The 25,862-nt window shown below is 39.3% G+C and carries 25 protein-coding genes; 18 read left to right on the forward strand and 7 right to left on the reverse strand.

What is annotated here, in order from left to right; translation table 11 throughout:
• Positions 1–2: 2 nt before the first annotated feature.
• From rbfA to D8991_RS03100, 3 genes are all read left to right on the forward strand, one after another.
• Entirely contained in the window at positions 3–365 is a 363-nt protein-coding gene (gene rbfA / locus D8991_RS03090) for a 30S ribosome-binding factor RbfA (RefSeq protein WP_120488724.1), read from the forward strand.
• A 40-nt stretch (positions 366–405) separates the two neighbouring features.
• A complete protein-coding gene (locus D8991_RS03095) occupies positions 406–1,593 on the forward strand; it encodes an ABC transporter permease (protein ID WP_120488725.1) in 1,188 nt (395 codons plus the stop codon).
• 578 nt (positions 1,594–2,171) lie between these two features.
• The gene (locus tag D8991_RS03100) at positions 2,172–2,789 is read left to right on the forward strand and encodes a 4'-phosphopantetheinyl transferase family protein (protein WP_120488726.1); all 618 of its coding nucleotides are present in this window, start codon (positions 2,172–2,174) and stop codon (positions 2,787–2,789) included.
• Positions 2,790–2,792: 3 nt separating this feature from the next.
• Here D8991_RS03100 and D8991_RS03105 read toward each other — a convergent pair whose 3' ends face one another.
• Together D8991_RS03105 and panC are read right to left on the reverse strand one after the other, a co-directional pair.
• On the reverse strand, positions 2,793–3,689 hold the full coding sequence (locus D8991_RS03105; RefSeq protein ID WP_120488727.1) for a glycosyltransferase family 2 protein: 897 nt from the start codon (positions 3,687–3,689) through the stop codon (positions 2,793–2,795).
• Positions 3,690–3,698: 9 nt separating this feature from the next.
• Complete coding sequence (panC, locus tag D8991_RS03110) at positions 3,699–4,550, reverse strand: pantoate--beta-alanine ligase (RefSeq protein ID WP_120488728.1); 852 nt, start codon at positions 4,548–4,550, stop codon at positions 3,699–3,701.
• Between the two features lie 131 nt (positions 4,551–4,681).
• Between panC and D8991_RS03115 the strand changes: the two genes are divergently transcribed.
• From D8991_RS03115 to porN, 7 genes are all read left to right on the forward strand, one after another.
• Complete coding sequence (locus D8991_RS03115) at positions 4,682–5,458, forward strand: glycogen/starch synthase (RefSeq protein WP_120488729.1); 777 nt, start codon at positions 4,682–4,684, stop codon at positions 5,456–5,458.
• Positions 5,459–5,511: 53 nt separating this feature from the next.
• Positions 5,512–7,041 carry a DUF4270 family protein gene (locus tag D8991_RS03120; RefSeq protein WP_160223693.1) on the forward strand — a complete coding sequence of 510 codons (1,530 nt, stop codon included), beginning with the start codon at positions 5,512–5,514 and terminating at the stop codon, positions 7,039–7,041.
• Positions 7,042–7,057: 16 nt separating this feature from the next.
• A complete protein-coding gene (gene glmS / locus D8991_RS03125) occupies positions 7,058–8,911 on the forward strand; it encodes a glutamine--fructose-6-phosphate transaminase (isomerizing) (RefSeq protein ID WP_120488731.1) in 1,854 nt (617 codons plus the stop codon).
• Between the two features lie 98 nt (positions 8,912–9,009).
• Entirely contained in the window at positions 9,010–10,401 is a 1,392-nt protein-coding gene (gene porK / locus D8991_RS03130; RefSeq protein WP_120488732.1) for a T9SS ring complex lipoprotein PorK/GldK, read from the forward strand.
• Positions 10,402–10,426: 25 nt separating this feature from the next.
• A complete protein-coding gene (porL, locus tag D8991_RS03135) occupies positions 10,427–10,963 on the forward strand; it encodes a type IX secretion system motor protein PorL/GldL (protein WP_120488733.1) in 537 nt (178 codons plus the stop codon).
• Between the two features lie 35 nt (positions 10,964–10,998).
• Positions 10,999–12,573 carry a type IX secretion system motor protein PorM/GldM gene (gene porM / locus D8991_RS03140; protein WP_120488734.1) on the forward strand — a complete coding sequence of 525 codons (1,575 nt, stop codon included), beginning with the start codon at positions 10,999–11,001 and terminating at the stop codon, positions 12,571–12,573.
• Between the two features lie 25 nt (positions 12,574–12,598).
• Entirely contained in the window at positions 12,599–13,534 is a 936-nt protein-coding gene (gene porN / locus D8991_RS03145; protein WP_120489678.1) for a type IX secretion system ring subunit PorN/GldN, read from the forward strand.
• 79 nt (positions 13,535–13,613) lie between these two features.
• Here porN and D8991_RS03150 read toward each other — a convergent pair whose 3' ends face one another.
• Both D8991_RS03150 and D8991_RS03155 read right to left on the reverse strand, forming a co-directional pair.
• Entirely contained in the window at positions 13,614–15,623 is a 2,010-nt protein-coding gene (locus D8991_RS03150) for a hypothetical protein (protein WP_120488735.1), read from the reverse strand.
• Between the two features lie 230 nt (positions 15,624–15,853).
• Complete coding sequence (locus D8991_RS03155) at positions 15,854–16,741, reverse strand: hypothetical protein (protein ID WP_120488736.1); 888 nt, start codon at positions 16,739–16,741, stop codon at positions 15,854–15,856.
• Between the two features lie 190 nt (positions 16,742–16,931).
• Between D8991_RS03155 and D8991_RS03160 the strand changes: the two genes are divergently transcribed.
• From D8991_RS03160 to D8991_RS03195, 8 genes are all read left to right on the forward strand, one after another.
• Complete coding sequence (locus D8991_RS03160; RefSeq protein ID WP_120488737.1) at positions 16,932–17,573, forward strand: uracil-DNA glycosylase; 642 nt, start codon at positions 16,932–16,934, stop codon at positions 17,571–17,573.
• Between the two features lie 56 nt (positions 17,574–17,629).
• Entirely contained in the window at positions 17,630–18,667 is a 1,038-nt protein-coding gene (gene porQ / locus D8991_RS03165; protein WP_245957170.1) for a type IX secretion system protein PorQ, read from the forward strand.
• 24 nt (positions 18,668–18,691) lie between these two features.
• Positions 18,692–19,363 carry a (d)CMP kinase gene (gene cmk / locus D8991_RS03170; RefSeq protein WP_120488739.1) on the forward strand — a complete coding sequence of 224 codons (672 nt, stop codon included), beginning with the start codon at positions 18,692–18,694 and terminating at the stop codon, positions 19,361–19,363.
• 74 nt (positions 19,364–19,437) lie between these two features.
• Entirely contained in the window at positions 19,438–20,430 is a 993-nt protein-coding gene (gene dusB, locus D8991_RS03175) for a tRNA dihydrouridine synthase DusB (protein ID WP_120488740.1), read from the forward strand.
• A gap of 72 nt (positions 20,431–20,502) precedes the next feature.
• Entirely contained in the window at positions 20,503–20,817 is a 315-nt protein-coding gene (locus D8991_RS03180; protein WP_120488741.1) for a YtxH domain-containing protein, read from the forward strand.
• Positions 20,818–20,914: 97 nt separating this feature from the next.
• Positions 20,915–21,223: a phage holin family protein gene (locus D8991_RS03185; RefSeq protein WP_120488742.1), complete on the forward strand. Its 309-nt coding sequence runs from the start codon at positions 20,915–20,917 to the stop codon at positions 21,221–21,223.
• 2 nt (positions 21,224–21,225) lie between these two features.
• Complete coding sequence (locus D8991_RS03190) at positions 21,226–21,720, forward strand: phosphoribosyl-ATP pyrophosphatase (protein WP_120488743.1); 495 nt, start codon at positions 21,226–21,228, stop codon at positions 21,718–21,720.
• A gap of 22 nt (positions 21,721–21,742) precedes the next feature.
• The gene (locus D8991_RS03195; protein ID WP_120488744.1) at positions 21,743–22,216 is read left to right on the forward strand and encodes a hypothetical protein; all 474 of its coding nucleotides are present in this window, start codon (positions 21,743–21,745) and stop codon (positions 22,214–22,216) included.
• Between the two features lie 231 nt (positions 22,217–22,447).
• Here D8991_RS03195 and D8991_RS03200 read toward each other — a convergent pair whose 3' ends face one another.
• Genes D8991_RS03200 through D8991_RS03210 form a run of 3 tightly spaced genes read right to left on the reverse strand, consistent with a single transcriptional unit; the run spans position 22,448 to position 25,861 of the window.
• A complete protein-coding gene (locus D8991_RS03200) occupies positions 22,448–23,755 on the reverse strand; it encodes a Na+/H+ antiporter NhaC family protein (RefSeq protein ID WP_120488745.1) in 1,308 nt (435 codons plus the stop codon).
• Positions 23,756–23,782: 27 nt separating this feature from the next.
• Positions 23,783–24,937, reverse strand: a complete 1,155-nt coding sequence (locus tag D8991_RS03205; protein WP_120488746.1) for a glycosyltransferase — start codon at positions 24,935–24,937, stop codon at positions 23,783–23,785.
• On the reverse strand, positions 24,938–25,861 hold the full coding sequence (locus tag D8991_RS03210; RefSeq protein WP_120488747.1) for a hypothetical protein: 924 nt from the start codon (positions 25,859–25,861) through the stop codon (positions 24,938–24,940).
• Between the last annotated feature and the right edge of the window lies 1 nt (position 25,862).

The raw sequence follows: 25,862 nt of genomic DNA on the forward strand, positions 1-25,862 counted from the left end.
GTATGAATGAGAGCAATAGACAGCGTAAAGTCGCACAAATTATACAAGAAGATTTTGCCGAACTTTTTAGAAAACAATCGGCAGAAAGCAATAAGAATTTCATCATTACCGTCTCTGATGTAAAAGTAACCGCTGATCTCAGCATTGCGAAGATTTACCTCAGTATTTTCCCTCAAGAATTTAGAGCGCCAATTATGAAGGAAGTGGAAGCCAATAAATCCCAATACCGAAACTTCATCGGGCAGAAAATGGCAAAGCAAGTGAGAATCATCCCAGACCTTCAATTCTATCTCGATACCTCACTGGATGATGTGGAAAGATTAGAGCGCGAACTGAGAGGCGAGGGCGATAACCCAGTGCTTTAATCCTAAAAACTAAAAGCAAACGCTCAGCATTTCTCTGCGTATGAATACCCCTTTTTATATCGCCAGAAGATACCTTATCGCCAAGAAAGGCAATACTGCCGTAACCTTTATCACTTGGCTTGCTGCCTTTGCGATGATGACTGCCGTAGCAGCAATGTTTATCATCGTATCCGTATTTTCAGGTTTGGAAGATTTGAATAAGGACATCATCGCAAACCTACACGCTGACCTTAGCATCTATCCAAAAGAGGGAAAAACGCTTAAAAACATTGGGAAACTAAAGTCCGTTCTCTCCAAAACCGATGAAGTAAAACACTTCTCCAAGGTAATACAAGAAAAGGTCTATATCAGCTATAATAATGTGGGAGAAATCGCCTATCTGAGAGGAGTAGATTCTGCTTATACTTCGGTAAATCCCATAGATAAAAAGCTGCTTTTGGGGCACTATCCATCCTTTGATTATTCCAATGAAGTATTTATAGAAAACGGTCTTAATAGCCGGCTTTCCATTCCCATAGATACTGAAAATGACTATGCAACGCTCTTTATGCCCAAAGCTGGTACAGGAATCATCAGCAAAGAAGAAGATATATTTAATAAGAAAGAAATCTATACTACAGGGGTGTTTTTTTCCGATAATGATGAGCTGAATAACCATATCATTGCACCATTGGAACTCGCACAGCAGCTCTTGGATTTACCAAAATCTGCCGCCTATAGCATAGTGATAAAACTAAAAGACGAAAGCCAAGCCAATACCATAAAATCCCAATTAGAAAGCCAACTCGGGAGCGACTATACCTTAAAAACAAAAGAAGAAGAAAACGCTGCCTTCTGGAAAATGATCAATACCGAAAAACTGATGATTTATCTCATCTTTACGCTCGTAATCTTCATCACAACATTTAATCTGGCAGGGGCAATCATCATTTTACAGCTCGATAAAAAAGAGCAGGCAAAAGCCCTTATCTCACTCGGATTTTCACAAAGAAATCTCAGAAAAATATACTTCTACACAGGTTTGCTCATCGTGCTTTTTGGGATTGTTTTAGGGCTTATTATCGGTACGCTTATCTGCCTCTTCCAGCTCAATACAGGGCTCGTAAAAGCCAGCGAATACCTCCCTTTCCCTATAAAAATTACACTGAACAATTACATCCTCGTAACCTCCATAGCCCTCGCAATGGGTCTCCTCGTCTCTTGGTTTTTCTCGAAATCTCGGCGGTAGGTAATAATAAGAAATCAGCAGTAGGCAAATCAGCAGTAGGTAGCGCATCGCTATAAGGGAGATTATTCGTAGGCAATCATCCCTTCTCCTAAGATATTTTCACGATTTAAAAAATATTATAAGTATTTTTTAATGAATTAATAAAAAACAATTATAATCATTATCAATTTCAATATAAAGGGGTCAGAGACCCCATATTATTATTAACATTTTATTCCGCGCATTCCGTTTGGAATAAAATCCCGTTGGGGTTAAAGACAAACAACCCTGTTTGTAATAAAACCCTTCGGGGGGTTAAGGAGAAACAACCTTGTTTGTAATAAATCCCCGTGGGGGGGGTACGCGCAATATGGGGGAAATTAAATCCTTGGAAACTTGAAGGGTTTTAGTGCGGAATTAGATTGAAATTAGTGAAAAATCGATGATTTTGTTATTAATTCTGTAATTAAGAAAGGGGAAATCCTTAAAAATAGAGGGTTTTGAGAGGAGAGAGAGGGGAGTATGGAGTGAAGAAAAGCGGGCGGTGAGAAATTAATTTTGGATATTTTTGCGCTTCATTATAAAACAAAAAAGAAGAGATGCCTTTTTTTAGAGATTTTTCGGATGCCGATGCACAGCTCCTCGTTTGGAGGTGTAGCGAGGGAGAGGCATTTCCCGCGCAGGTGCTTCTATTGCCAGAGGATGAGGCGAAGATAAAGGGCTACCCGCAGAGGAAGGTTCAGGAGGTGCTGATGATTCGCCAGCTGCTTCGCCAGTCGCTCCCAGCGCATAGGATTTTGTATCGCGAGGGCGCGCCTTACCTCCAGCCGAAAAGCTATGAAATCTCGATTTCACACTCGTATCCTTACGCTGTTTTGGGCTATTCGCAGAGGAAAATCGGGGTGGATGTGGAGCGCCTCAATCCAAAACTTTTAAGGCTGAAGGACAAATTTCTCAATCCAAATGAAAAGGCTTTTGTGCCTCGAGGAAACGAGCTGGAGTATTTGGCAGCGGTCTGGTCGGTCAAGGAAAGCCTCTACAAAATGCACCATACGAAGCATTGGTCGCTCAAAAAACATTATGAGGTCTTTCCGTTTTCGGAGGCAGATTTAGGGGCGGTTCGCTGCCGAGTTTATGATGAAAATGGGGAGGATAACTATCTTGCGAGGGTTATTTTCTTTGATGATTATGTGCTTACTATTGTTTTGGGCGAATGATTTTTACCGAAATTTGAGCTTGCTGAGTGCGGTTCTCCATCGCTCTTTTCGGATGAAATCAACCTCCTCTCGGCTGAGAAGAAGTGGGTGTTTTTGCTTGCAAAAAGAGCGGAGAATACGAAAAAAATCCATCGGAGTGCGGCTCTTGAGTACCGATTTTAATGCCGATACCGCAGCGAGGGGCAGGCTGAGCCCGAGGTTGTAGAAATACTCGCCCATCTTTTCCACTTTCTGATGCCTGTATTGGTAGGCGGTGGGGCGCAGGTGCTTTACCCAGAGGTTTTTTATGGTGAGGCATTGCCAGCCTGATTTTTTTGCGAGGAGGACATCAATATTATCCCACCCCAAGCAGTCTCGGAGCCCGCCCATATCATTAAAACACCGCTTTCGGTAGGATTTAATAGGCCCCCGTATATGCTCGGGAGACGAGAGGTCTTCAAATGCCCAAACTTGAGCCTTATTGCTAAAATTATAGCGGTCTGTGCTGGCTTCTTCCCCCTTTTTTATCCTTACAAGCCCAGACGCCATTCCTAATTTTGGATTTTTCTGGTAGATGAGGTTGAGCGCTTCGAGGTAATTCGCAGGGAAGATGATGTCTGCATCAAACTTGCAAATGATATCGATATCTTGAAGGGAGGAGGCTTTTAGCCCTGAGTAGAACGCCCTCACTACCTTTGCACCTGGCTGATGCTCCGAAGGGGATAGATTTAAAATTTCAACTTTTGGTTTAATGGGGGAGGTGGCGAGGAAGTTCTCAATACCATCTGCTGTGCTGTCGGTAGAGCCATCATTCACCACTACGATTTTAAAATCTTGATGCGTTTGATACTCCAACGAATAAAGGCAGAGGGAAATGTGCTCTGCTTCATTATGCGCGGGAATGATGATGAGAAACCTCACGAGGGTAGGCTATTTTAAGTGGAGATTGTCGATTAAACGAACGCCATCTACCACCACAACGATAAATGCGCGGTAGCTCTTGCTAGGGAGGAATTCGTGGGCTTCTCTCAGGGTTTCCTCATCGGCTATGGAGATGTATTCGAGGGTGTAGTCCTTTATATTATCAAAGGTTTGGGCTACCGCTCTACGAATTTCGGAGGGATTTTTCCCCGCTTTGAAATCTTCATTTGCCTTGGTTAGGGTTTCGTAGATGAGTTTTGCTTCTTCTCTTCGCTCTAGGCTTAGCCGCTGGTTGCGCGAGCTTAGGGCGAGACCATTTTCTTCCCTTACAATCGGGATTCCATAAATCTCCACAGGAAGTCCTGTAATTTCAATGAGTTTTTTTATAATCGCGAGCTGCTGGAAGTCCTTCTCACCGAAATAGGCTCTATTGGGCTGAACTTGCCTTAGCAGTTCCTCTACAACTGTACCCACGCCATCAAAATGACCGGGTCGGAACTTGCCTTCCATTTCGCTCTCCAAACCACCGAAATCATACTGCTTGCTCTGGGCCCCATTAGGGTAAATATCATTTATCGTTGGGATATAAACCGCATCTACGAATCCGTGTTCCTTTAATAAGTCGATGTCTTTATCTATCGTTCTGGGATATTTTTCTAAATCTTCAGGATTATTAAACTGGGTAGGATTTACGAATATGGAAGAGATGACGATGTCATTATCCTTCCTTGCGTGCTCGTATAAAGACAGGTGCCCGCTATGCAAAGCACCCATAGTTGGAGCAAAACCGATGCTTTTACCTTGCTCTTTTTGAGCGTTTATATAGCTTTTGAGCGATTCTCTATTATTTAAAATTTCCATAAAAATTTTTGGCAAAAGTAAATTAAAAAATGATTTACAGCATAAAAAATATAGGTATAAAATTATTAGATTAATTTTTTGTAATTTTGCGCCTAATTATATTATCAGAACAGGAATAAGCAAAAATAGTTATGCTCAATCAAAAGATTTTATATGTAACCACCGAGATGTTTCCTTACCAGGAAGACAGCAATATGGCAGAAACCGTCAATAAAACTGCTCTGAAAATGCACAGAGAAGGGAATGATGTACGGGTTTTTATGCCTAAATTCGGTCTTATCAGCGAGCGGAAATTTCAACTCCACGAGGTGATTAGACTCTCGGGGATGAATATAATTATTAATGACTTAGACCAACCTCTTATTATAAAAGTTGCTTCCCTACCAGGAGAGAGGCTTCAAGTGTATTTTATAGATAACGAAGAGTACTTCAAAAGAAAATTCTATTATAAAAACGAAGAAGGAAATCCTTTTGAGGATAATGGTGAAAGAGCAGTTTTCTTCGCAAGAGGAGTGATAGAGACTATAAAAAAACTCAATTGGGTTCCAGATGTGATTCATTTTAATGGTTGGATGGCATCGTTTATTCCAATCTATCTTAAAAATTATTATAAAAAAGATTTTTTCTTTAATAATACAAAGCTCGTAATGTCCGTTTATAATGAACCAGAAGTCGAGCTAAATGAGAAAATAAAAAAAGTTTTGGCTTTTGATAAAATTAAAAACCTTAAAGCTTTAGAAGGGTTGAGATCTCAGGATTTCATTGCCGAAGCGATGAACCTCGTAGATGTAGTTGTAAAAGGAGATGAATTCCTCGAAGGAGATTATGAGCAGATGTATAAAGAGGCTACCTCTGAAAAAGCGGATTTTGTGGAGGCAGAATCTATGGAAAATGTATATTTAAGTTAGTTTCTACTATTTCAATGATAAAGAATACAAGTAAAGCTATTAAGTTATTCTTAATGATAACGGGTAGTTTGGTTTTATGGAGCTGCGAGTCTGACCCAGATAATCTTGGCTCTCAGTTTTTTGAAAATAATTTAGCACAGGGAGTAGATGAGTCTTATGACCTCGTCGCTTATAATATCTCCAATTCTGATACCCTAAGAGCCGACGGCAGGATTACGGGTACGGTAAGGAAAGATACAGTTGTATTAGGTGCTTTTAAGGAAAACCAGTTTGGAGGGCAAAAGGCTTCTTTTGTTTCGCAGGTGAGACTGGCATCTTTTAATCCAGATTTTGGTACAAACCCGAGAATTGACTCCGTAGTGCTCTCTCTAAGGCCTAAATACCTTACAGGAACAGCTAATGAGACAACTACCACAGATGAAAACATTGTCTGGGGAGCAGATAATACCCCAGCAAAAAAGGTAGTAAAGACCTATCCTGTCTATAAGTACGGAAATGCGAGCAATACGATTACCATTAATGTAAATGAAATTAATGACTTCCTCGGTTCTGTAAATGATATTTATTATTCCGATAAATCCGTAACAGAAGGAGCGCTTTTAGGAAGTAAATCGTTTAATGGTAAAATCAGTTCCGTAGAAGTAACCAAGAAAAGTGATAATTCATCTCTTTTGAGTCGCCCAGCAACCATCAGGATGAATTTAGATGCTAATTTCTTTAAAACTAAAATATTTGATAAGAAAGGGAGTGCAGAGCTTAGCAATCTTTCAAACTTTATTCGATACTTTAAAGGGCTTAAAATCTCCATTGCAGAAACCGATGGATATCTTATGAAACTCCAAATACCAAAAGATGGAGATATTACTATCTATTATAAGAAAGAGGTAACGGCTAACGGTACTACTAAAACTGAAAACGCTACTTTTACCTTGAATTTGGGCTCTTCCAATGCGAGCTTTAGTAAAATTGAATACGATAGAACAGGTTCAGCAGCAGCTACGGCATTAGCGAGTGCTAATTCTACATCGGGAGATGCAAAGCTGTATGTACAAGGTATGGGAGGTCCAAATTTTGGTGTGAAGATTCCAGATGCTACGATAAATGCTCTTAAAAATAAATTCACAACCGATAAAGTAGGGATTTTATCAGCTAAATTTAGATTCTATACCGATGCAAACCTTTGGAACAATAGTTTTGCAAAGCCACAAGCATTTACGGTAATGCAAAATAAACAGGATGCAAATGGAAAGACGCTTTATGAGTTTTTAAAAGACTTATCAGCTTTTGAATATCAGGCAAATTACAGATTGACTCAAGGCTATGATTTAGCTTCTCATCCTTCTTATTATGAAATTAATATTACACAAACGCTAAAAGATTTAGTAGAGAAGGAAGGGCAGACCAATCAGGATTTTATTATTAAACTTGGGCAGTATCTTGTGAATACTTCTTCAGGTAAGAAAGGTCTTTATGGACAAAATGTAGATAGTAGAATCTATTCCCCAGAAAGGGTGATTTTAGTAGGTACCGATGCGGGAAATGACAAGAGAGCTCAGTTGCTTATAACTTATATCAAGAAATAAAAAAAATAAAATAACTATGTGTGGAATTGTAGGATATACAGGTTTTCAAGATGCTTATGATATTGTAATCAATGGACTTAGAAGATTGGAATACAGAGGTTATGATAGTGCAGGTATTGTTTTAGATGATGATAACTCAGCATTTAAATTAGCAAAAACCAAAGGTAAAGTAGAAGACCTGGTAAGGATTTCTGAAAATTTAAAAGGAAAATCAAAAGTGGGGATGGGGCATACCCGATGGGCTACTCACGGTGCACCAAGTGATAAAAACTCCCACCCACACCTTTCTAATAATAAAAAAATTGCATTGATTCATAATGGTATTATAGAGAATTATGATACAATTAAAACAATGCTTCTCGGAAAGGGCTTTACTTTTCAGTCAGATACAGATACTGAGGTTTTAGTGAATCTTATCCAGTATTTTATGGATATAGATACTACGCTTTCTTTTCCGGAAGCGGTTCGTTCTGCTTTGAATGAAGTCTATGGTGCTTATGCAATTACAGTAATGCACGATGATTTCCCAGGTCTTTTGGTTTGTGCGAGGTTAGGTTCTCCGCTTGCCATCGGTCTTGGTGATAAAGAGTATTTCATCGCTTCCGATGCCTCTCCATTTGTAGAATTTACTAAGGAGGCTATTTACCTTGAAGAAGGGCATATGGCTACCGTAAGCCTTGAAAATGGCGTAGAAATCCGTTCTATTAAGAATAATGAAAAAATAACACCCGCTATACAGGAACTTAAAATAAGTTTGGAGCAGATAGAGAAAGGAGGCTATGAGCATTTTATGTTGAAGGAGATTTTTGAACAGCCAAAGTCTATTCACGATACAATGAGAGGGCGTCTTTTAGTAGATGAAGGTATCATAAAAATGGCGGGTATCTGGGATCATTTGGAGCGAATTAATAAAGCAGAGCGTATCATCATTATTGCTTGTGGTACTTCTTGGCATGCAGGGCTAATCGGTGAATACCTTATCGAAGAGTTTGCAAGAGTTCCAGTAGAGGTAGAATATGCTTCTGAATTTAGATACAGAAATCCGATTATTACCAATAAAGATGTGGTTATCGCTATTTCTCAATCGGGAGAAACGGCAGATACTATGGAGGCGATTAAATTAGCTAAGGAAAGAGGAGCTTTTGTCTATGGTATTTGTAATGTGGTAGATTCTTCCATTGCAAGGATTACAGATGCAGGCTCATATACCCATGCGGGGCCGGAGATTGGTGTAGCTTCTACTAAAGCATTTACTGCACAGCTTACGATATTATCATTAATCGCTTTAAAACTCGGTAAGCACAATGGTAATTTAAGCAATGCAGAATTTATGAGGCTTATCACAGAATTAGATACCCTTCCTAAAAAAATTGAAGATGTTTTAGCAAATACACATCAAATTACACAGGATATAGCGAGAGAATTTGTAGATGCGGCTAACTTCTTATACTTGGGTAGAGGATATAATTATCCAGCTGCTTTGGAAGGTGCATTGAAACTTAAAGAAATCTCCTATATTCACGCAGAAGGCTATCCAGCTGCTGAGATGAAGCACGGACCTATTGCTTTGATTGATGAAAATATGCCTATTGTTATTATCGCTCCTAAAAAAGGTCATTATGATAAAATTGTAAGTAATGTTCAGGAAATCAAGGCGAGAAAAGGAAAAGTAATAGCCGTTGTAAATAAAGGGGATGAGCAAGTAGCATCAATGGCGGATTATATTATTGAAATTCCAGAGACTTCCGAGTGTTTCTCTCCGATAGTAGTATCTGTTCCACTGCAGTTGTTAGCATATTATATCGCGGTTTATAGAGGAGCTAATGTAGACCAACCGAGGAACTTAGCTAAATCTGTAACAGTAGAATAATTAGGTTCATAGAAATAATTTATAGATTTTTTTATCAAGTAAAATAATATAAAATTTTCTTCGTTAGAAGTTAGGTTATTAGGAATTATAATTTTAGAATGAAAAATTTATTGCCAATACTATTTGCAGCATCTGTAGTTGCTGTATCGTGTTCAGGTTCAGGAGGTGGAGGTACTTCTGGTAAGCCAAGAACAAAAGGGGAAATTATTCCAAGGGAGAAAGCAAAAGCTTTTGTAGCAGAAAGACCTTATGGTATGGTTGCTATCCCTGGTGGCTCTTTTGTAATGGGGCTTGCAGATCAAGATATGGTAAGTACTCCCGAAAAAGCACCTCTGAAAACAGTTACTGTTTCGTCTTTCTTTATGGATGAAACCGAAACTACAAATGCGGAATATCGTTTCTTCGTTAATTATGTAAGAGATTCTATTGCAAGAACTCTTTTAGCAGAAGCAGTGGGGGATGACAGCCCTTATGCTTATCTGGCTAAAAAAACAGAAAACCAAACTCCATATCAGGAGTATCTGGAATCACAAGGCGGAAGAGATGGATATGATGAATCCAAGAGACTGGATTATTCGGCTCGTTTGTATTGGGATCCTAATGATTACCCAGATGTAGAATATGCAGAGATTTTAGAATCAATGTACTTGCCACAGGACCAGAGAATCAATGATGAAAGGGTTATTGATTGGTCTAAAATTAAATATAGTTATCAGTGGGAGGATAGAGAATCTGCAATTAAAGATAAATCAAGAGGGGCAGATTATCTTAAAAAGCAGAGCATTGCTGTCTATCCAGATACTACGGTATGGGTAAAAGACTTTAATTATGCTTATAACGAGCCTCTTTATGATGGCTATTTCTGGCATTCTGCATACAAGAACTATCCAGTAGTGGGGGTTACTTGGGAGCAGGCGAGAGCATATTGTAATTTCAGAACTAAGTTTAAAAGCGACTATAATAAGAGTCAAAAGAAAAAGAAACAAAGAGCTATGGCATTCAGACTTCCAACAGAAGCAGAATGGGAATATGCTGCAAGAGGCGGTCTGGAAAATGCAACCTATCCTTGGGGAGGTCCTTACCTGATAGATGATAGAGGCTGCTACCTTGCTAACTTTAAACCTAAAAGAGGTAGCTATATTGAAGATGAGAAAAAAGGAACTTATACCTATACAGCTCCTGTAAAGAAATTCCATAAAAATGGTTTTGGGCTCTATGATATGGCTGGGAATGTAGCTGAATGGACGGAATCTCCGTACAACAACTCAACTTATCAGTTTTCTTCTACTTTAAATCCTTATCTATCTAACCAGGCATATAAGGAAGTGAAAAAAGTGGTTCGAGGAGGTTCTTGGAAAGATGTTGGTTATGTACTTATGACAGGGTATAGAGACTGGGAAAGAAAAGATTCTGCAAGAAGCTATATAGGTTTCCGTACGGTACAGGATATTCCAGAGGGAACAGGTAGATATAAAAAGAAAACGAAATAAAAAATTAAAAAATAATTAGAATATTATGTTTAAAACTAAGGACGGAATATTAAATTTCGCGTATTCATTCGGTGCTGCAATTGTTATATTAGGAGCATTTTTTAAGATGACACACACTACTTTTGGTGGTCTTATCAATCCAAACTGGGTTTTAGGTGGTGCACTTATCACTGAGGCTATTATCTTTATGGTATATGCTTTTAACCCTCCAAAGACAGAAGAAACTTACGCTTGGGAAAATGTATATCCAGAGCTTTTGGATAAAAATGCACAGCCAACGCCGAGACAGACCACATCTTTAGTTCAGCAAACGACAGAATTAAGAGAATTAGAAACCTCTCTTTCTACTAAATTAGATAAAATGCTTGCAGATGCTAAGGTAGATAATACTCTGCTTGAGAGCTTTAAAACAGGAATTGAGAAATTCTCTTCTTCCATAGATGAATTACAAAAGTCCGCTGAGTATTCAGATAAGTTTAATCAGGAATTACAACAGCTTACAGCTAACCTTAATAACTTGAATAAAGTCTATGCAGGTATGCTTAGCGCAATGAAGTCGTAATTTGAACTAATTTTTAACCTTATAAAAGTACTTAGATGGCACACGGAAAAGAAACTCCGCGTCAGAAGATGATCAATCTGATGTACTTGGTTTTTATTGCGATGCTTGCAATGCAAATAGACCAGGAAATCATTAGATCCTATAATGATACAAAAAGCTCTCTTGAAGAAACAAGATTGCTTACTCAGACTAAAAATGAAATCTTTGAGCAAACTTTACAACAGAAGGCAAAAAACTCACCAGATACTTTTGAAGCTCCATATCAGAAGTATAAAGATTTAAAAAAGCAGGTAAATGACTTGGTAGAAGAGTTAGAAAAATCAAAACTCGCAATGTCTAAATTTGCAGATTTAGACTTAAAGCAAAGTAGTGATGAAGATGATTTTAACTTCAATGCACTGAATAATACAGATGCTTCTACCCATTATTATTTTGTAGATGCCAATGAAAACAAACCTACTAAGGAAGCTCAGGCAGTCGTTAAAAAAATTAATGATTTAAGAGAGTTTATCGTAGCTTCTTTTGCGAAAGATAATACGATGAAGCAGGTGGTAGAGAGGGCGCAAAAGTCCTTGATTACAGAGAATAAAAAAGGAAATAAAAAGAATTGGCTGGTAAGGAAATTTTATAATCAGCCCCTAATCGCTGCTCTTTCAAATGTAGAAGTTATCCAGACAGAAGCAAGAAATATTGAATCCGATGTCTTGGCAAACCTCCTTCAAGAGAAAGTAGATGCCGATATTAAATTCAATGCTTTTGAGGCGATTGTATCTGCCCCTACGGTAGTTTTACAGGGAGAGCCAGCTGTTGCTAAGGTTGTGATTGGGAACTACTCAAGCTCTCTACCTAATTTGAAGTTTTCAAATGTTGATAGAGAGGAGAATGGACAAGGTATAAAGGCTTTACCTACGGGTACCGTTGGGGATAATTTCTCATTTAGTGGTAATGTATCCTTTACAGATGCTAATGGCAAAGAAGTATCTCTTCCATATAATCACACTTATCGAGTGATTGCAGGAGCTAAGGAAGTAGCATTTGAAAGTGGGGCTTTGCTTGCTGCAGAGAAAATGCAAGTGCTTTACAGAGGTCTTGCAAATCCTATTTCGGGCTCTATTTTAGGTGCGGATAATAGCCAGACTACCCTTACCGCTTCTGGTGCTTCGGTTACTAAAGTGGGGGGAGGTAAGTGGAATGTAACCCCTGGTGCGGGCAACTCTACTACGCTTACCATTTCTGGTAGAGGACCAAAAGGACAAGTGATTTCGCAGTCATTTACTTTCAGAATTAAAGGTCTTCCTACACCAGTAGGTCAGATCCGAGGTGAAAATGTAGTAAGTATGCCTGCTTCATCTATCCCGAACCAGACGGTATCTGTTGCAATGCCAGATTTTGATTGGCCAGTATCCTTCCAGGTAAATAGCTTTATGTTTAAAGTGCCTGGTAAGGCAGCGATGACCGTTAGCGGAAGTTCTATGGCATCAGTGGCAGGATTAGCCAAAAACCTCAGACCAGGAGATATTTGTTATGTCTATAATATCAATGCCTCTGCTTCTGGGATTGGTAATCAAGGATTGAAAAAAATCCCTGCGATTGTAATTAATGTTCAATAATATTGATTTCAAAAATCATCATCAAATGAAAAAGATAATTTGCAGTTTTATGATTTTAGTTTCTGGGTTAGCATTTTCTCAGACCATATTAAATGCTACTTCTCCAGAGGAATTCAGAAAACTAAGAGAAGAAAACAAACAGATGGTGGGAGATTCAGTGGTTTCCACCAAGATAGAACCTCTTAAATATGGATATATAGACGAGAAAGATATCCTTAAAAGTATGGTCGTATGGGAAATCATAGATCTGAACGACAGGATAAATCAACCGTTTTATCAGAATAGTGATGGGCTTGTGAGCCAGAATAAATCATTATTCCAAATCCTTTATGATGCAATTATTGAAGGAAAAATTACGGAGGTTTATGATGATGAGATGTTCCAGACCAAACTTGAGCCAGAGGCTATAAAGAACCGTGTAAGGTTTGAATCGCTCTCCGATGCGGGGGTTGAGAAAATCAATGAACAGGGAGCGCCTCTATCTGATGAGCAAAAGAGGGAATATACCGATATCTACGAGGTAAAGTCCGACAATGTGAAGCTCATTAAGATTAAAGGGATGTGGTATATAGACAAGAGAGATTCTCAGATGAAGTACCGCCTTCTCGGTATAGCAGCAATGGGGCAAGACCCTTCTGCAATGGGGCAAGTAGGTCCCGATGGTATGCCGATAGCACAAGATGATACCTATATAGACCTCTTTTGGATTTTCTATCCAAATGCAAGGGAAGTATTGGCGAATTCTATCGTCTTTAATAATAGAAACCTCTCTTCCAATATTTCATTTGATGATATCCTTAATGCAAGGAGGTTCTCATCTGTCATCTACAAGTCTGGTTCGGGGCAGGGCAGTGGTGTAATCTCCGATTATATCCCTAATGATGCCGATGAACAGCTCGAGGAAAGTGAGCGTATAAAAGACCAGATTCTACAGATGGAAAATGATATGTGGAACTACTAAACAAACACTAAATAAAACCAAAAGCCTTAGATATTTCTAAGGCTTTTTTAGTTCATAAAATGAAGTCCGTTAATCCTGCTTATTTCAGTATTTTGTTGATAGCGAATTTCAGCTTGTTAAAGAATCCTTTCTCAATAATGTCTATTCCCAGCCCAAAATTGCTGTCAGAGATTTCCCTGTACTGCTTTTTCAGTTCCTCGATTTCATCGTGAGGTATTTCCACATTAGATATTGGGTTATAGTCTATATAGGCACTACCACCATTTTTCCTGATATCTTTTTTTATCGTGTGGGAGAGATATTTGTGATTGATACTCAGCTCTTGTACAGTATATTTTTCCTTAGTATCAATACTTTCATCAGTATTGAGGTGGATGGCATACTTCTCCCTGTCGAAATTATGCCAGTAGAGGATATCCTTATGATTAAAGTCGCCCACATTCTTATTGATATTATGGTCAAAGAACATTAGGAACCTTCTGCCATTGTTTTTATCGGTAAAGTAAGCATTATCTACCTCTGCGGTGTATTCAGTAATGAATTCATTATTGAGTTTATCATCGGAAATGATTTCAATTTTAGGATTGATGAATACATTGCGTATATCCTCCTCTTTTCTATCATTATGGAAGTTCATAGAATAGAAAATGAAGTTATTCCAGCTATCGATAATTTCTCGTTTATTAGCATTTCGGAAGTACCTTCTCATCGCATTGGCACGGTTGTTTCGGTACTTGGACTTAATACTGATTTTCCCTTTGTTGTTCACCACATTGATGTTGATTTCCTCCTCTATACCGTAGTTCGTACGGCTTACAGCAGGTCTTTGTTGCAGGCTTGCCCCTTGTCTTATCGGGAGATAATAGCAGAAGGAGACGATGCTTCCATTTTCCAGTCCACCATACTCATCAAGCAGAGTAGGGTCTACGAAATACTCCTTATCGTTGTAATGAACTTTTAGAATTACATGATTAAAGGCGAGGAGAGACGGCTGATATACCCTAAGGTAATGGTCTGCCTGGAAATTCACGAGGATAATCTCAGAGCTAATGTTCAAGTAATCAAAGAAGGTTTTCAGGAGTACGCACTTTGCTTTACAGTCGCCCTGCTTGTTGGTAAAAGTAATATCTGGCGATTGGGGAATGTGCCCATGCATCTCCATTTCATTGTAGATGTAGCGTATATGGTTTTGTACATACTCTATTGCAAAGGCGATTTGCTGGTCTTTATCCTCTATCTCATCCAATTGCTTAGCAAATTCTGGTGCATAGGAGGATAGTGGATGTTCTGTTACTACCTGCTCGTAGTATGGTGTAATGAAGTTGGAGAGTTCTTCCCAGCTCGCTTTGGTTACAAAGTCTATGAATGGGTATACTTCCCGTTGCACATCCAGATCATTAATATAATCGTTATGAGAGAATTTGAAGCGTTCACCTTGTGGTATCTCACCTGTTTCATCAGGTAGGAGATTGCCATTTTCATCTCGGTAGAAGTGCTTTTTGTAGGTGAGAGGTTGTGTCCTGTCGTTAATTAGTTCAAAGCTATACAGCCCGTATGCCCAGTAGATATCGGGGCTTACTACAATGGAGCGGTAGAAAGCCTTTCGTAGGAAGTCTTTCTCAGTAAAATGTTTTGTAAGGGTATCCTCAAGGATGAGTATATCATAAAGCCTGAGATCTTTAATAGTAATATTTACCTTTTTGAGGCTTTGGAGTACGCCGCCGTTACTCTCATTCTCCTCATCGAGGACTTTTATGCTTACATCTGGGGTTTTATCAATAAGTACTCCGTCTCTAAGGATAGAAATCCTGTGGATGAGGTACTGCCCGCCCTCTTCAAGTATGTGTTCATACACAGAGGCTGCTTTTAGGTTATCGGGCTGGTTGAGTGAGTATGCCATTAGTTTGTACTCAGCATTTTCCTCATCGGAGGTATAGATTACCTTATCCAATACAAAGCAATAATCTCTTCCTTCATCGGTTTGCTCTTTGGAGAACTCGGTCTCGTGCAGATAGCTTATCAGCTGTTCATCACTTATTTTCTTAGCCCAGTGTTTCGGCTCACAGAATTCATATTCCTGTCTGTTCATATGCGTTTTTTTTTCGAGCCCAAATGTAGGAATTATTTTTCTGGTTTAATATCCCTTTTTAGTGTTAATACTTCCCTTTCTAAATGTTAAAATTATTATTAAAATTAAGATTTCAATGAGATTTATCTCAATAATAAGCCCTTTGACCAGAAATAATAAAAGCCTTAGATTTCTAAGGCTTTCGTCTGTATATCTCACTACAATAATAGGGGGGGGGAGAGCAGTAGAGACTATTGTATTTCTATGAGCTGCTCGATAAGGGCAGGGAGTTTGGTTTTTGGATTGAGCACATCGTCATTCCAGAAACTCATTACACAGCTTATATTCTTCCCATTGATATTTTCAGCTACATAATAAACGATTAGCTGTGCCTTATTTCCTACAAGCAGAGCATTTATACCTTTTAGGGAGAAGATGACTTTTTTAGCTTGTACAGGCACACCGAGAAAGGTAATCATGACCGTCTCTTCAGATTGTATTTTGCCTTCACTTCTGCTCTTGGAGAGTTTTAATTGATTTTCCACGGATTCCTTTGCCCCTTGCAGTGTCTTGTGCAGTGCCCAGTTCATCTCTCCATTATAGGGGCATTGTATGGTGTTTATCATCGTCCAATAGCACTTGGTCCCCAGCATAATTTCCTTGTCTAAGATATTGAGCCGAGTAGGATTTATGGGGAGGAATTTTTCCTGTGGTATTTTATCTTCAAAGAGCATATTTACAAGGGTCTCTTCCATATTTTGATCTGTACTGCCCGCTTTTGCAAACCATACTAATTTTATTTTTCCCTCTCTGTTCTTTATAAAATAATAATGGTTGCTTTGGTAGAGTTCATCGGCTATTTTTTTAGTCTCAGAGATACAGAAATTATCGGTGAGGAGGGTTGCATTTTTAGTTTTGGTACTGCTCTCCTTTATTTTATTTTTTTTGAATGCTTTTTTCAGTCCTTTTTCATTAAAAGGATAGTCAAAATCCTCAGAAGTGATGGTATAATTATCTACATTCAGCCATATTTTACCATTATTCTTTAATGCAAAAAGTCGCTCGAGAATATCGTTCTCTTGGGCATAGCCGATAGATGAAGCGATGAATAACATCAATATAAAAAACACTTTCTCCATAGTTTATTGATTAAGATTTACTATAAAATTACCTCTGCAAGGTATACTTTTTAATATTGATGGACAAGTACAGGTGTTTTTATTGCTTATTGAGTATTGCTGAGATAGGGTTTTAAATAAATTTTCCAATCTCTCTTTTGCCTATCATCATAAAAAATAATACTTTTGGTTGCTTTTAAAATAAAATCTGATGACTTGGAAAGAAATCCTTGCTCCAATAAAAACAACAGACTATTTTTCAAACCTCTGGAAGAGCGTAAAACAGGAATATGCCAGCGGGAAATGCTTCCCACCAAAGGAGCAAATATTTAGAGCAATAGAGCTAACGCCCTTTGAGGATATTCAAGTGGTGATTATTGGTCAAGACCCTTATCATAACGACTTTCAGGCAAACGGGCTCTGCTTTTCGGTTTCGGATAAGGTTCCTGCACCTCCATCTTTGAAGAATATTTTTAAAGAATTAGAAGATGATTTAGGGATTAAGAAAACTTCAAATGAATTAGACAGCTGGGCAAGGCAGGGGGTGCTCCTCCTTAATGCTATACTTACCGTGAGGGCGCATTCTCCCAATTCTCATCAGGCTTTGGGTTGGGAGAGATTTACGGACTTCATCATTCAACAAATTTCAGCTCAAAAGGAAGGTGTAGTCTTTGTGCTTTGGGGGGCTTTTGCTCAGAAGAAAGAAGCCTATATCGATACTGCTAAACATTTTGTGATAAAATCTACTCATCCATCGCCATTTTCGGTACATAGAGGTTTTTTCGGTAGCCGACCATTCTCAAAGATTAATGAATATTTGAAATCTAAAAATAAGAAGGAAATCAGCTGGTAAGAATATAATAAGGCAAGGCTAAAAGCGTTGTATATACGCATTTCATTTGTGAGAAAATGAGTAAATACACTACTTTTGCGAAGTTTAGTATGGAAAAAAGAAGATTACTTTCATTGTTATTTATTGGTGCGGCGCTGTATTCTAATGCTCAGACAGGGCAGAGCGTTTATACCTTCCTCAATTTACCTGTTTCTGCCCGCCAAGCGGCTTTGGGGGGAGATGCCGTATCTATCAGAGACTATGATGTGAGTATTGCGGCTGTAAATCCATCTCTGATGAACTTGGAAATGGATAACCGAATCTCTATTCATTATGCCTCATACCTTGCCGATTCTAAAATAGGGAGCATCGCTTATGCAAAGGATTTTGGGAGCGGTCATTTGGTGGGAATGAATGTTCGCTATATGGACTATGGAAGTATGGACAGAACCGATGAAGCTGGGAATATCAATGGTACTTTCTCCGCTTCCGATGTTTTTATTGGTGCGAATTATGCTTACCAGTTTGAAGAGGATTGGACGGTAGGGGGGAGCCTTGGGCTTATTACTTCCAAGATAGATACCTATAATTCTATGGCGCTCTCTGCTACTGCTGCCATTACTTACCATAATGAGGAGAAAAAAGAAAGCCTTTCTTTGGTTGCTCGTAATTTTGGTTCGCAGATTAAGACCTATAACGGTACTCACGAGAGGCTTCCATTTAGGGTAGATTTGGGTTATACCAAGATTTTGGAGTCTTTCCCTCTTGCATTTACTATTACAGCACACGATTTACAGCAGTTTAATATCTCTCAGGATTTAGATAACAATGGGCGAGAGGTAGGTACCTTCAGGAAGATTGCAGATCACTTTTCTTTCGGTGCAGAGCTCTTCCCAGAGAAGTCTTTTAATATCAGGCTTGGCTATAATATCAAGAGGGGGAATGAACTTGCAGTCCTTGACCAAAGAAATTTCTCTGGGCTTTCTGCTGGTTTTGGTATCAAGATTTCCTATTTCAGGTTTGACTATGCCCACACACGCTATCACAATGCCTCTAATATGAATATGTTTGGTATTTCCTTAGATATCGCGGAAATTAGCGGTAATAAAAGGTAGTTTTCTCAATATTTTAATATTTCAATGAATAAAAAACCCGTAATTGCCATAGATGGCTTTTCCTCTACAGGAAAAAGTTCCATCTCCAAAGAAATTGCTAAAAAATTAGGGCTCATTCACCTTGATACAGGTGCTTTATATAGAGGAGTAACTTTTTTTGCCCTTCAAAACTGCCAGAAAAACGATGAAATAGATCTCCCTGCTCTCTTTTCTCATTTTGATGATATCAATCTTGAATTTAAGGAGGTGAATAATACCCTCATCCTTTTTCTCAATGGGAAAGACATCTCAAAAGAAATCCGTACTCAGCAGGTTTCGGACAATGTGAGCCTTATTGCCAAGCAGCCAGAGGTTCGTAACTTCCTCCTCCATACTCAGAGGCAAATCGCTCAGAATGGTGGTGTTATCCTCGATGGTAGGGATATTGGTACGGTGGTTCTTCCCGATGCAGATTATAAATTTTTCCTCACTGCCAGTATAGAGAAGCGTACCGAGAGGCGTTTTAAAGAACTTCAAGAGCTCGGCATACCTATGGATTTTGAGCTCGTTAGGGAGAACCTCATCACCCGGGATAAAATCGACAGCACTCGAGAAATTGCCCCTCTCATCCAAGCTGAAGATGCTATACTTATTGATAATTCGGATATTAGTAAGGAAGAAACCCTTAACCTTATCCTTTCTTATATTAAGCCGTAGTTACCGTAGTTAGTGGGATATTCAATGAGCTACAGCGTGCTCACAAGTGGCTCCAAATATCTATCTTTGCGCCTATGATTAAAATAGGTAATATACAACTACCGGACTTTCCTTTGCTCCTCGCTCCGATGGAGGATGTGAGCGATCCACCCTTTAGGCGCCTTTGCAAACTTCACGGTGCTGATCTTATGTACTCCGAATTTATCTCCTCCGAAGGGCTCATCAGAGATGCTATTAAATCCAGAAAGAAACTTGATATTTTTGATTACGAGCGCCCCGTAGGAATCCAAATCTTCGGTGGAGATGAAGAGGCGATGTCTCTCTCCGCTAAAATCGTTGAAACCGTAGAACCCGATCTTGTGGATATCAATTTCGGTTGCCCTGTAAAGAAAGTCGTAGCCAAAGGTGCAGGTGCAGGCGTCTTGAAAGATATAGACCTGATGGTGAGGCTTACCAAAGCCGTTGTATCTTCTACCCACTTGCCTGTAACTGTAAAAACCCGCCTTGGTTGGGATTCCAGCTCTATCAATATAGATGAAGTTGCTGAAAGGTTGCAGGAAGCAGGTATCAAGGCACTGACCATACACGCCAGAACCCGTTCTCAGATGTACAAAGGCGAGGCGGACTGGGAGCATATCAGCAGGATAAAAAACAATCCCAATATAGAAATCCCAATCTTTGGAAATGGAGACATTGATTCCCCGGAAAAAGCACTTGAATATCGCTCAAAATACGATTGCGATGGTATAATGATCGGTCGTGGGGCAATTGGCTACCCTTGGATATTCAAAGAGATAAAACATTACTTCCAAACGGGGGAGCTTCTTCCAGAGCCTACTATAGAAGACCGTCTTATCGTCGTAAGGCAGCACGCCGAGTGGAGTACCGAATGGAAAGGTGAGCGTCTTGGGCTTATAGAAATGCGCCAACATTATTCAAACTACTTCCGAGGGGTGCCACACTTTAAGGATTTCAGGAAAAAATTCCTCCAAGTTTTTACATTGGAAGAAATGGATGCAGTCATTTCCGAAGCAAAAGACTTTTACCTAAATTTTGAGCACTCATAGTGCCCATATTATAATTTTATTGTACTTTTACGCAGTGATTATAGTAAATATTAACCTTAAAAAACAATTAAAATGTCAAACAGAGGAAATAATTCAGGAAGTGTATTAGCCAGTCTATTAGCAGGTGCTGCTGTAGGTGTAGTTTTAGGTCTTATTTTTGCTCCAGAGGAGGGCAAGAAGACCCGCAAGAAGCTCAGAAAAGTAGCAGAAGACTGGTCTGAGCAGGCAAGAGAACAATATGGTAAAACAGCCGAGATGCTTAAAGACCAATATCATAAAACTGCTGATAAAGTAAAAGAGCAGTACCACAAGTACAAGGAGCAGGCTTCTCACTCCATTGCTGATGCGGAAGATGATGCTCAAACGGAATTAGATGGCTTGAAATAATCTATTTCAATCATTTATCCCAGATTTTAAAATTAGGAACAATAAAAGGGAACTTTCTAAGTTTCCTTTTTTTAACTGATAGCATAGCATTAGAATTATGATAAACCTACTGAAAGAATATATAGAAAAGAGAATAAATCTCGTGAAATTAGAAGTTACCGAAAAGGCAGCTTTTATCTCGGGGCTTGTTTATTTTTTGGTGATTGCGCTTGTGTTTCTCACCTTTTTCATTGTCTTTTTAATCTTGGGTGTAGGGCTTTGGCTTGGGTATTTATTGGGAAATTATGCCTACGGCCTCCTGCTGATGTCAGCCGTTTGTCTACTGATATTTATCATCGTTGTTCTGATGAGAAAAGGTATCCAGAGGTATGCGGCAAATACGCTCATTAAACTTTTAAATCGTTAATTATGGCAAAGGAATACAATGCTCTTAATGAATTAAGAGCCAAGAAGGAAAACCTTAAATCCGAAATAAAAAAACTGGAAGATTTAATGGCTTTTACTCGCCCAAAAGAGTCGCTAAGTGTTATTACCCAAGGCTATACAGATGCGTTTTTAAAGGAAACTACAGACGATGAAGGGAATATTAAGACCACTTTTGATTCCTCTTCTGTTTTGAAAATGATTTCTCATAAGATAAAATCGGTATTGAATAGAAATACGATGATGCAGGTCCTAAACAATGAAACAAGTACTGAGATTATTCAGGATACAATGAAATTAGGAGCGGTAAATCTTGTAACAGACTATGTGCAAAAGAAAATGAAATCCGATGGCTGGAAGAAGAAGGCAGTCGGTTTTGCATTAATCTATGTAGCTCCTTTGGCTATAAAATACATCGGTCAGAAGCTCGATGAATACCAGCGCCACAAGACTACTAAGAGTTTAGAAAAACTCATTTAAGCCACCAAAATACGACCCCATTATGAAAAAGAAAATCGTATACATTCTTCTCCTTATCTCGTTCATTGTCAATCTAGTTCTCATCTACAAATTTCTTATAAAAGGGGATACTTACAGGTACGAAGGAGACAGCCGGCAGAGCATCCGAATGAGTAAAGACCACCGCGAGTTTGTAATGGCGGAGATGAGGCAGTTTGTAGAAAGCGTGCAGCAAATCAATAAAGGGATAATGACCAATGACCCTAAACCCGTGATAGAAGCTGGGAAGCGCTCGGGAAGAGGGGTAGGAGAGCACGCTCCTGATGGACTGATAAAATCCCTTCCCGTAGGTTTCAAGAAGTTGGGCTTTGGTACCCACGGGCTTTTTGAAGAGATTTCTGAGGCGGCAAAAACCGATTTCAACCCTAAAACTACCCAACAGCAGCTCGATAAGCTCCTCAATAACTGCGTAGCCTGCCACGCAACCTACAAAATAGACGTAGCTCCAGCTAAATAAAAGGCAATTAGCTTTTGGCTTCTGGTTAATTAGCTAACTGCTAACCGCCAATTGTCATTTTAATAAAAAATCCCTCTATTTTTTGTCAACTTTTAGGTCAAAAAGCCCGTCGACCTGGTTAGGAACCAGGTCGACGGGCTTTTTGACCGGGTCAGCGGGCTTTTTGACCGAGTCGGCGGGGTTTTTAACCGGGTCGACGGGCTTTTTAACCTAATTGTTCCGGTCTTTAACCTAAAGAATGGGTCTCTGACCCTCTCTGACCCCTCTCTGACCCTGTTTTATAAAATAAATGATAGAAATGAGGAGCAGCAGCCAGAGGTAATAGGCTTTTGAAACCATTTCAGAGTAGTTGATATCGGTTTGCATTAGCTTAAAGAGGATGAGAACTTGCGCCCCGTAGGGGATAAGCCCCTGAACGATGCAGGAAATAATATCTAAGATGGATGCTGTGTGAGGAGCAGGGATTTTAAACCGCTCACTGATGCGCTTCGCAACAGACCCTGAGACCATAATGGCAACCGTATTGTTGGCAACGGCGGCATCAACCAGCGCTACAAGGCTTGCAATGCCGATTTTAGCCCTCAGCTTGCTCGTCATAAAGCGAGACATTTTCTGTATGATAAACTCTATGCCCCCTTGCTTCTCAACCATATAGGCGAGCCCACCCGTGAGGAAAAAGACGAGGAATACATCCGTCATAGCATTGAAACCATCGTAGGAAATATTGAGAAATTCCATCAGCGTAAGCCCTTCGTACCCTCCGATAGCCCCAGCAAAGACAACCCCAAGGAAGAGGGTGATAAAGACATTAACACCCGCCAAAGCCATTGTGATAACGAAGAGATAAGGCAGGATTTTGAGCCATTGGATCGTGATATTATCTACCAAAACGCCGCTTTGGTTCGGATGAAGGTAGAAACCGAGTAGCATTAGGATAATCACGGTAAGGATGGAGGCTGGGAATGCCATTCGGGAGTTGGTTCTAAACTTATCTTTCATACTGCAGCCCTGAGATTGAGTAGCCACGATGGTGGTATCTGAAATAATCGAGAGATTGTCGCCAAACATAGCCCCAGAAAGCAGTGAGGCAGCGATGAGCGCAGTGTCTATACCCTCTAATTGTACAAAACCTGCAACGATAGGAGTGAGGGTGGAGATGGCTCCAACTGAGGTGCCCGACGAGAATGAAAGGAAAGAGGCGAGGATGAAAACCCCTGCGTATAGGAATCTCGGTGAGAGGTAAGATTGTGCGAGATGAACCACCGTTTCTGTAGCACCGATGGCAGTTGTAACCTTGGAAAAGGCTCCGCAGAGAAGCACGATGAGGCACATCATCACAATATTCTCATTGCCACAACCGCGGATGAAATTTTCTATATTCTGATGGATTCCATTCCTGAAAAAGAGGATAAAAGCGGTGATAATCCCTGCAAAAACTGCAATAGGGGCAGGGAGAGCATAGAAATCGCCAGAGATAATACCACTGCCGAGAAATACGGCAATAAAAACGATGAGCGGGAGGAGAGATTTAAAGTTCATAAAGGGTTGAAATCTATTTGTTTTAGGTTAGAGTTGGTCTAAAATATCCATTATCTTGTCCACTGAATTTCTAAGGCTGAAAGGCATCTGGTAGGCTTTGAGCTCCTGCTGATAAGTAGTGAAAGATTGAGACTCGGTAAGGGCTTTTTTCATCCCGAGATAGATGCCCTCTTCGGAGTTTTCTGTAATGAGCCCGAGCTTGCCATTGAGGAGCATTTCGCTTACGCCAGAAACATCGGTCGCAATGATGTTTTTCTTTAAGGTAATCGCCTCGAAAAGTACGGTAGGATAGCCTTCATATCTGGAGCTTAGAATGTAGTAGTCAGCGATATTAAAGTAAGGATAAGGGTTATCTGTAAAGCCCAGCATCGTTACCGAATGTGCAACACCCAGTTCGTTTTTCAGGTTTTTTATATTCTCGAAGTCATAGCCATCTCCCAAGATAAGAATCTGATGTTTAAACCCCTCGTCTAAGAGTTTTTTATGGGCACGCAGGAGCCTGTCGAACCCTTTTTGAGGGAAAACTGTACCCACGGAGAGGAATAGAGGAGCGGTCTTTTCTATCTCTTGGTGGGGAGGGAGGCTGGCTTTGGAGATGATTTCTTCAGTATCGAGGGGGTTATAAATCCTCACGATTTTGTTTCTTTCGTTTGGCGTTTTTGCAAGGCTCTCGAAGTCCTGCTGTATGTGTTCTGAGATTAGCATAATCTTGTCAAAGCCAAAGAATTTTCTTATTTCATCATCTGTATAATTATGGAATTCGGTTTTTCTTAAATCGTTGTGAATCCAGACTATTTTTTTTGAAGATTTTAGTGGCGAATTGAGGATTTCATCTCTGAAACCGTGTATGGCAGCAAATTCTATATCATACGGCTTGTCCTTTAGTATAAACTTATACAGCAGCTTGGGGAATTTTCTCAATATCCATTGATACATTACTCTGAATGCCTTTAATGGGAGGTCTTGTAGGCGATTTGTAGTAATCATTTCCCCTTTGTTGAGGTATAAAATATTAACCCAAGAGGGAATTTCTGCCAGGTACTTACCAGAATAAAGATTCAGGAGCAGGTCTATATCATACTTGCCTTCGGGGAGGTTTTTTAGGAAAGTTGCCAGTACTTTCTCTGCACCTCCGTGCCGTAAAGAGCCTATTCTTATAAGGATTTTTTTGGGGGGAGTCATTTATTTTGTTGTTTTTAGGTATTCAATAACTTTTTCGTTGAATTTAACTACTGCATTTTGATTTAAATGGTTACTATCATAAAAATCAAGAGTATCATTTAGCTTAATCGTACCATAAAAATTTTTATAAGTTCCTAAAGTTGAGAGTAAGCTATCTACTTCCTTGTTGTTAGTACGTGCATCATAAAGTTTTTTAGTAATAGGAGCCTGAACCAATATATATGGAATATTTCTTTGTTTTAATAGAGCTATATTTTCTTTTAGGGCATTAAGTTGCTCAGGATTGATATCCCAGTCTTTGATTTGCTCTTCTTTTAGTTGATTTTTAGAAAATTTACTCTCTACAAAGCCTCCTTTTATATAGGTGTTTCCATCTTGAATTGCAGGCTCGGTAAATGATTTATTAAGCCCAAATACTTGACGGAAATATCCATATAAAAGTGTATTATAAGTAGGAAGTTGATTGATTTTTACTGCCATTTGAAGAGCGTTTTTATCAATTTTATTATTACTAAGTAAATCCAAGGAGGATTCCACACCATCAGTCTCTAAAGTACCAGCATAAGTTTCCATAATGACCATTTTAGGCTGAATGTCATCCAAATATTGCTTTAGAAGAACTTGCATATTGATAGGTGTTTGAGAACTTGAGCCTAAATTAAAAGTATTCAATCCATATTTGGAAAAAACACGAGGGTCGAAACCTCTGTATGCATGTGAGGAACCTATGAAAAGTATGTCTGGGTTCTTAACTTGTGGTATTTCTTTTACTCTGGAAAATAAATGCCCATAGCAACCCACACAGCTTCTTACATTTTTAGCCATAAAAGGAGGCATAATATAGCTCCATAATGGAAGTATAATGATATAAAAAACAGAAGCAAAGACTGAAAACTGAATTATTTTTGTTAAGAATTTTTTCATT

Origin of the sequence: Bergeyella cardium, from assembly GCF_003614945.1 — a bacterium.
Taxonomy (GTDB): domain Bacteria; phylum Bacteroidota; class Bacteroidia; order Flavobacteriales; family Weeksellaceae; genus Bergeyella_A; species Bergeyella_A cardium.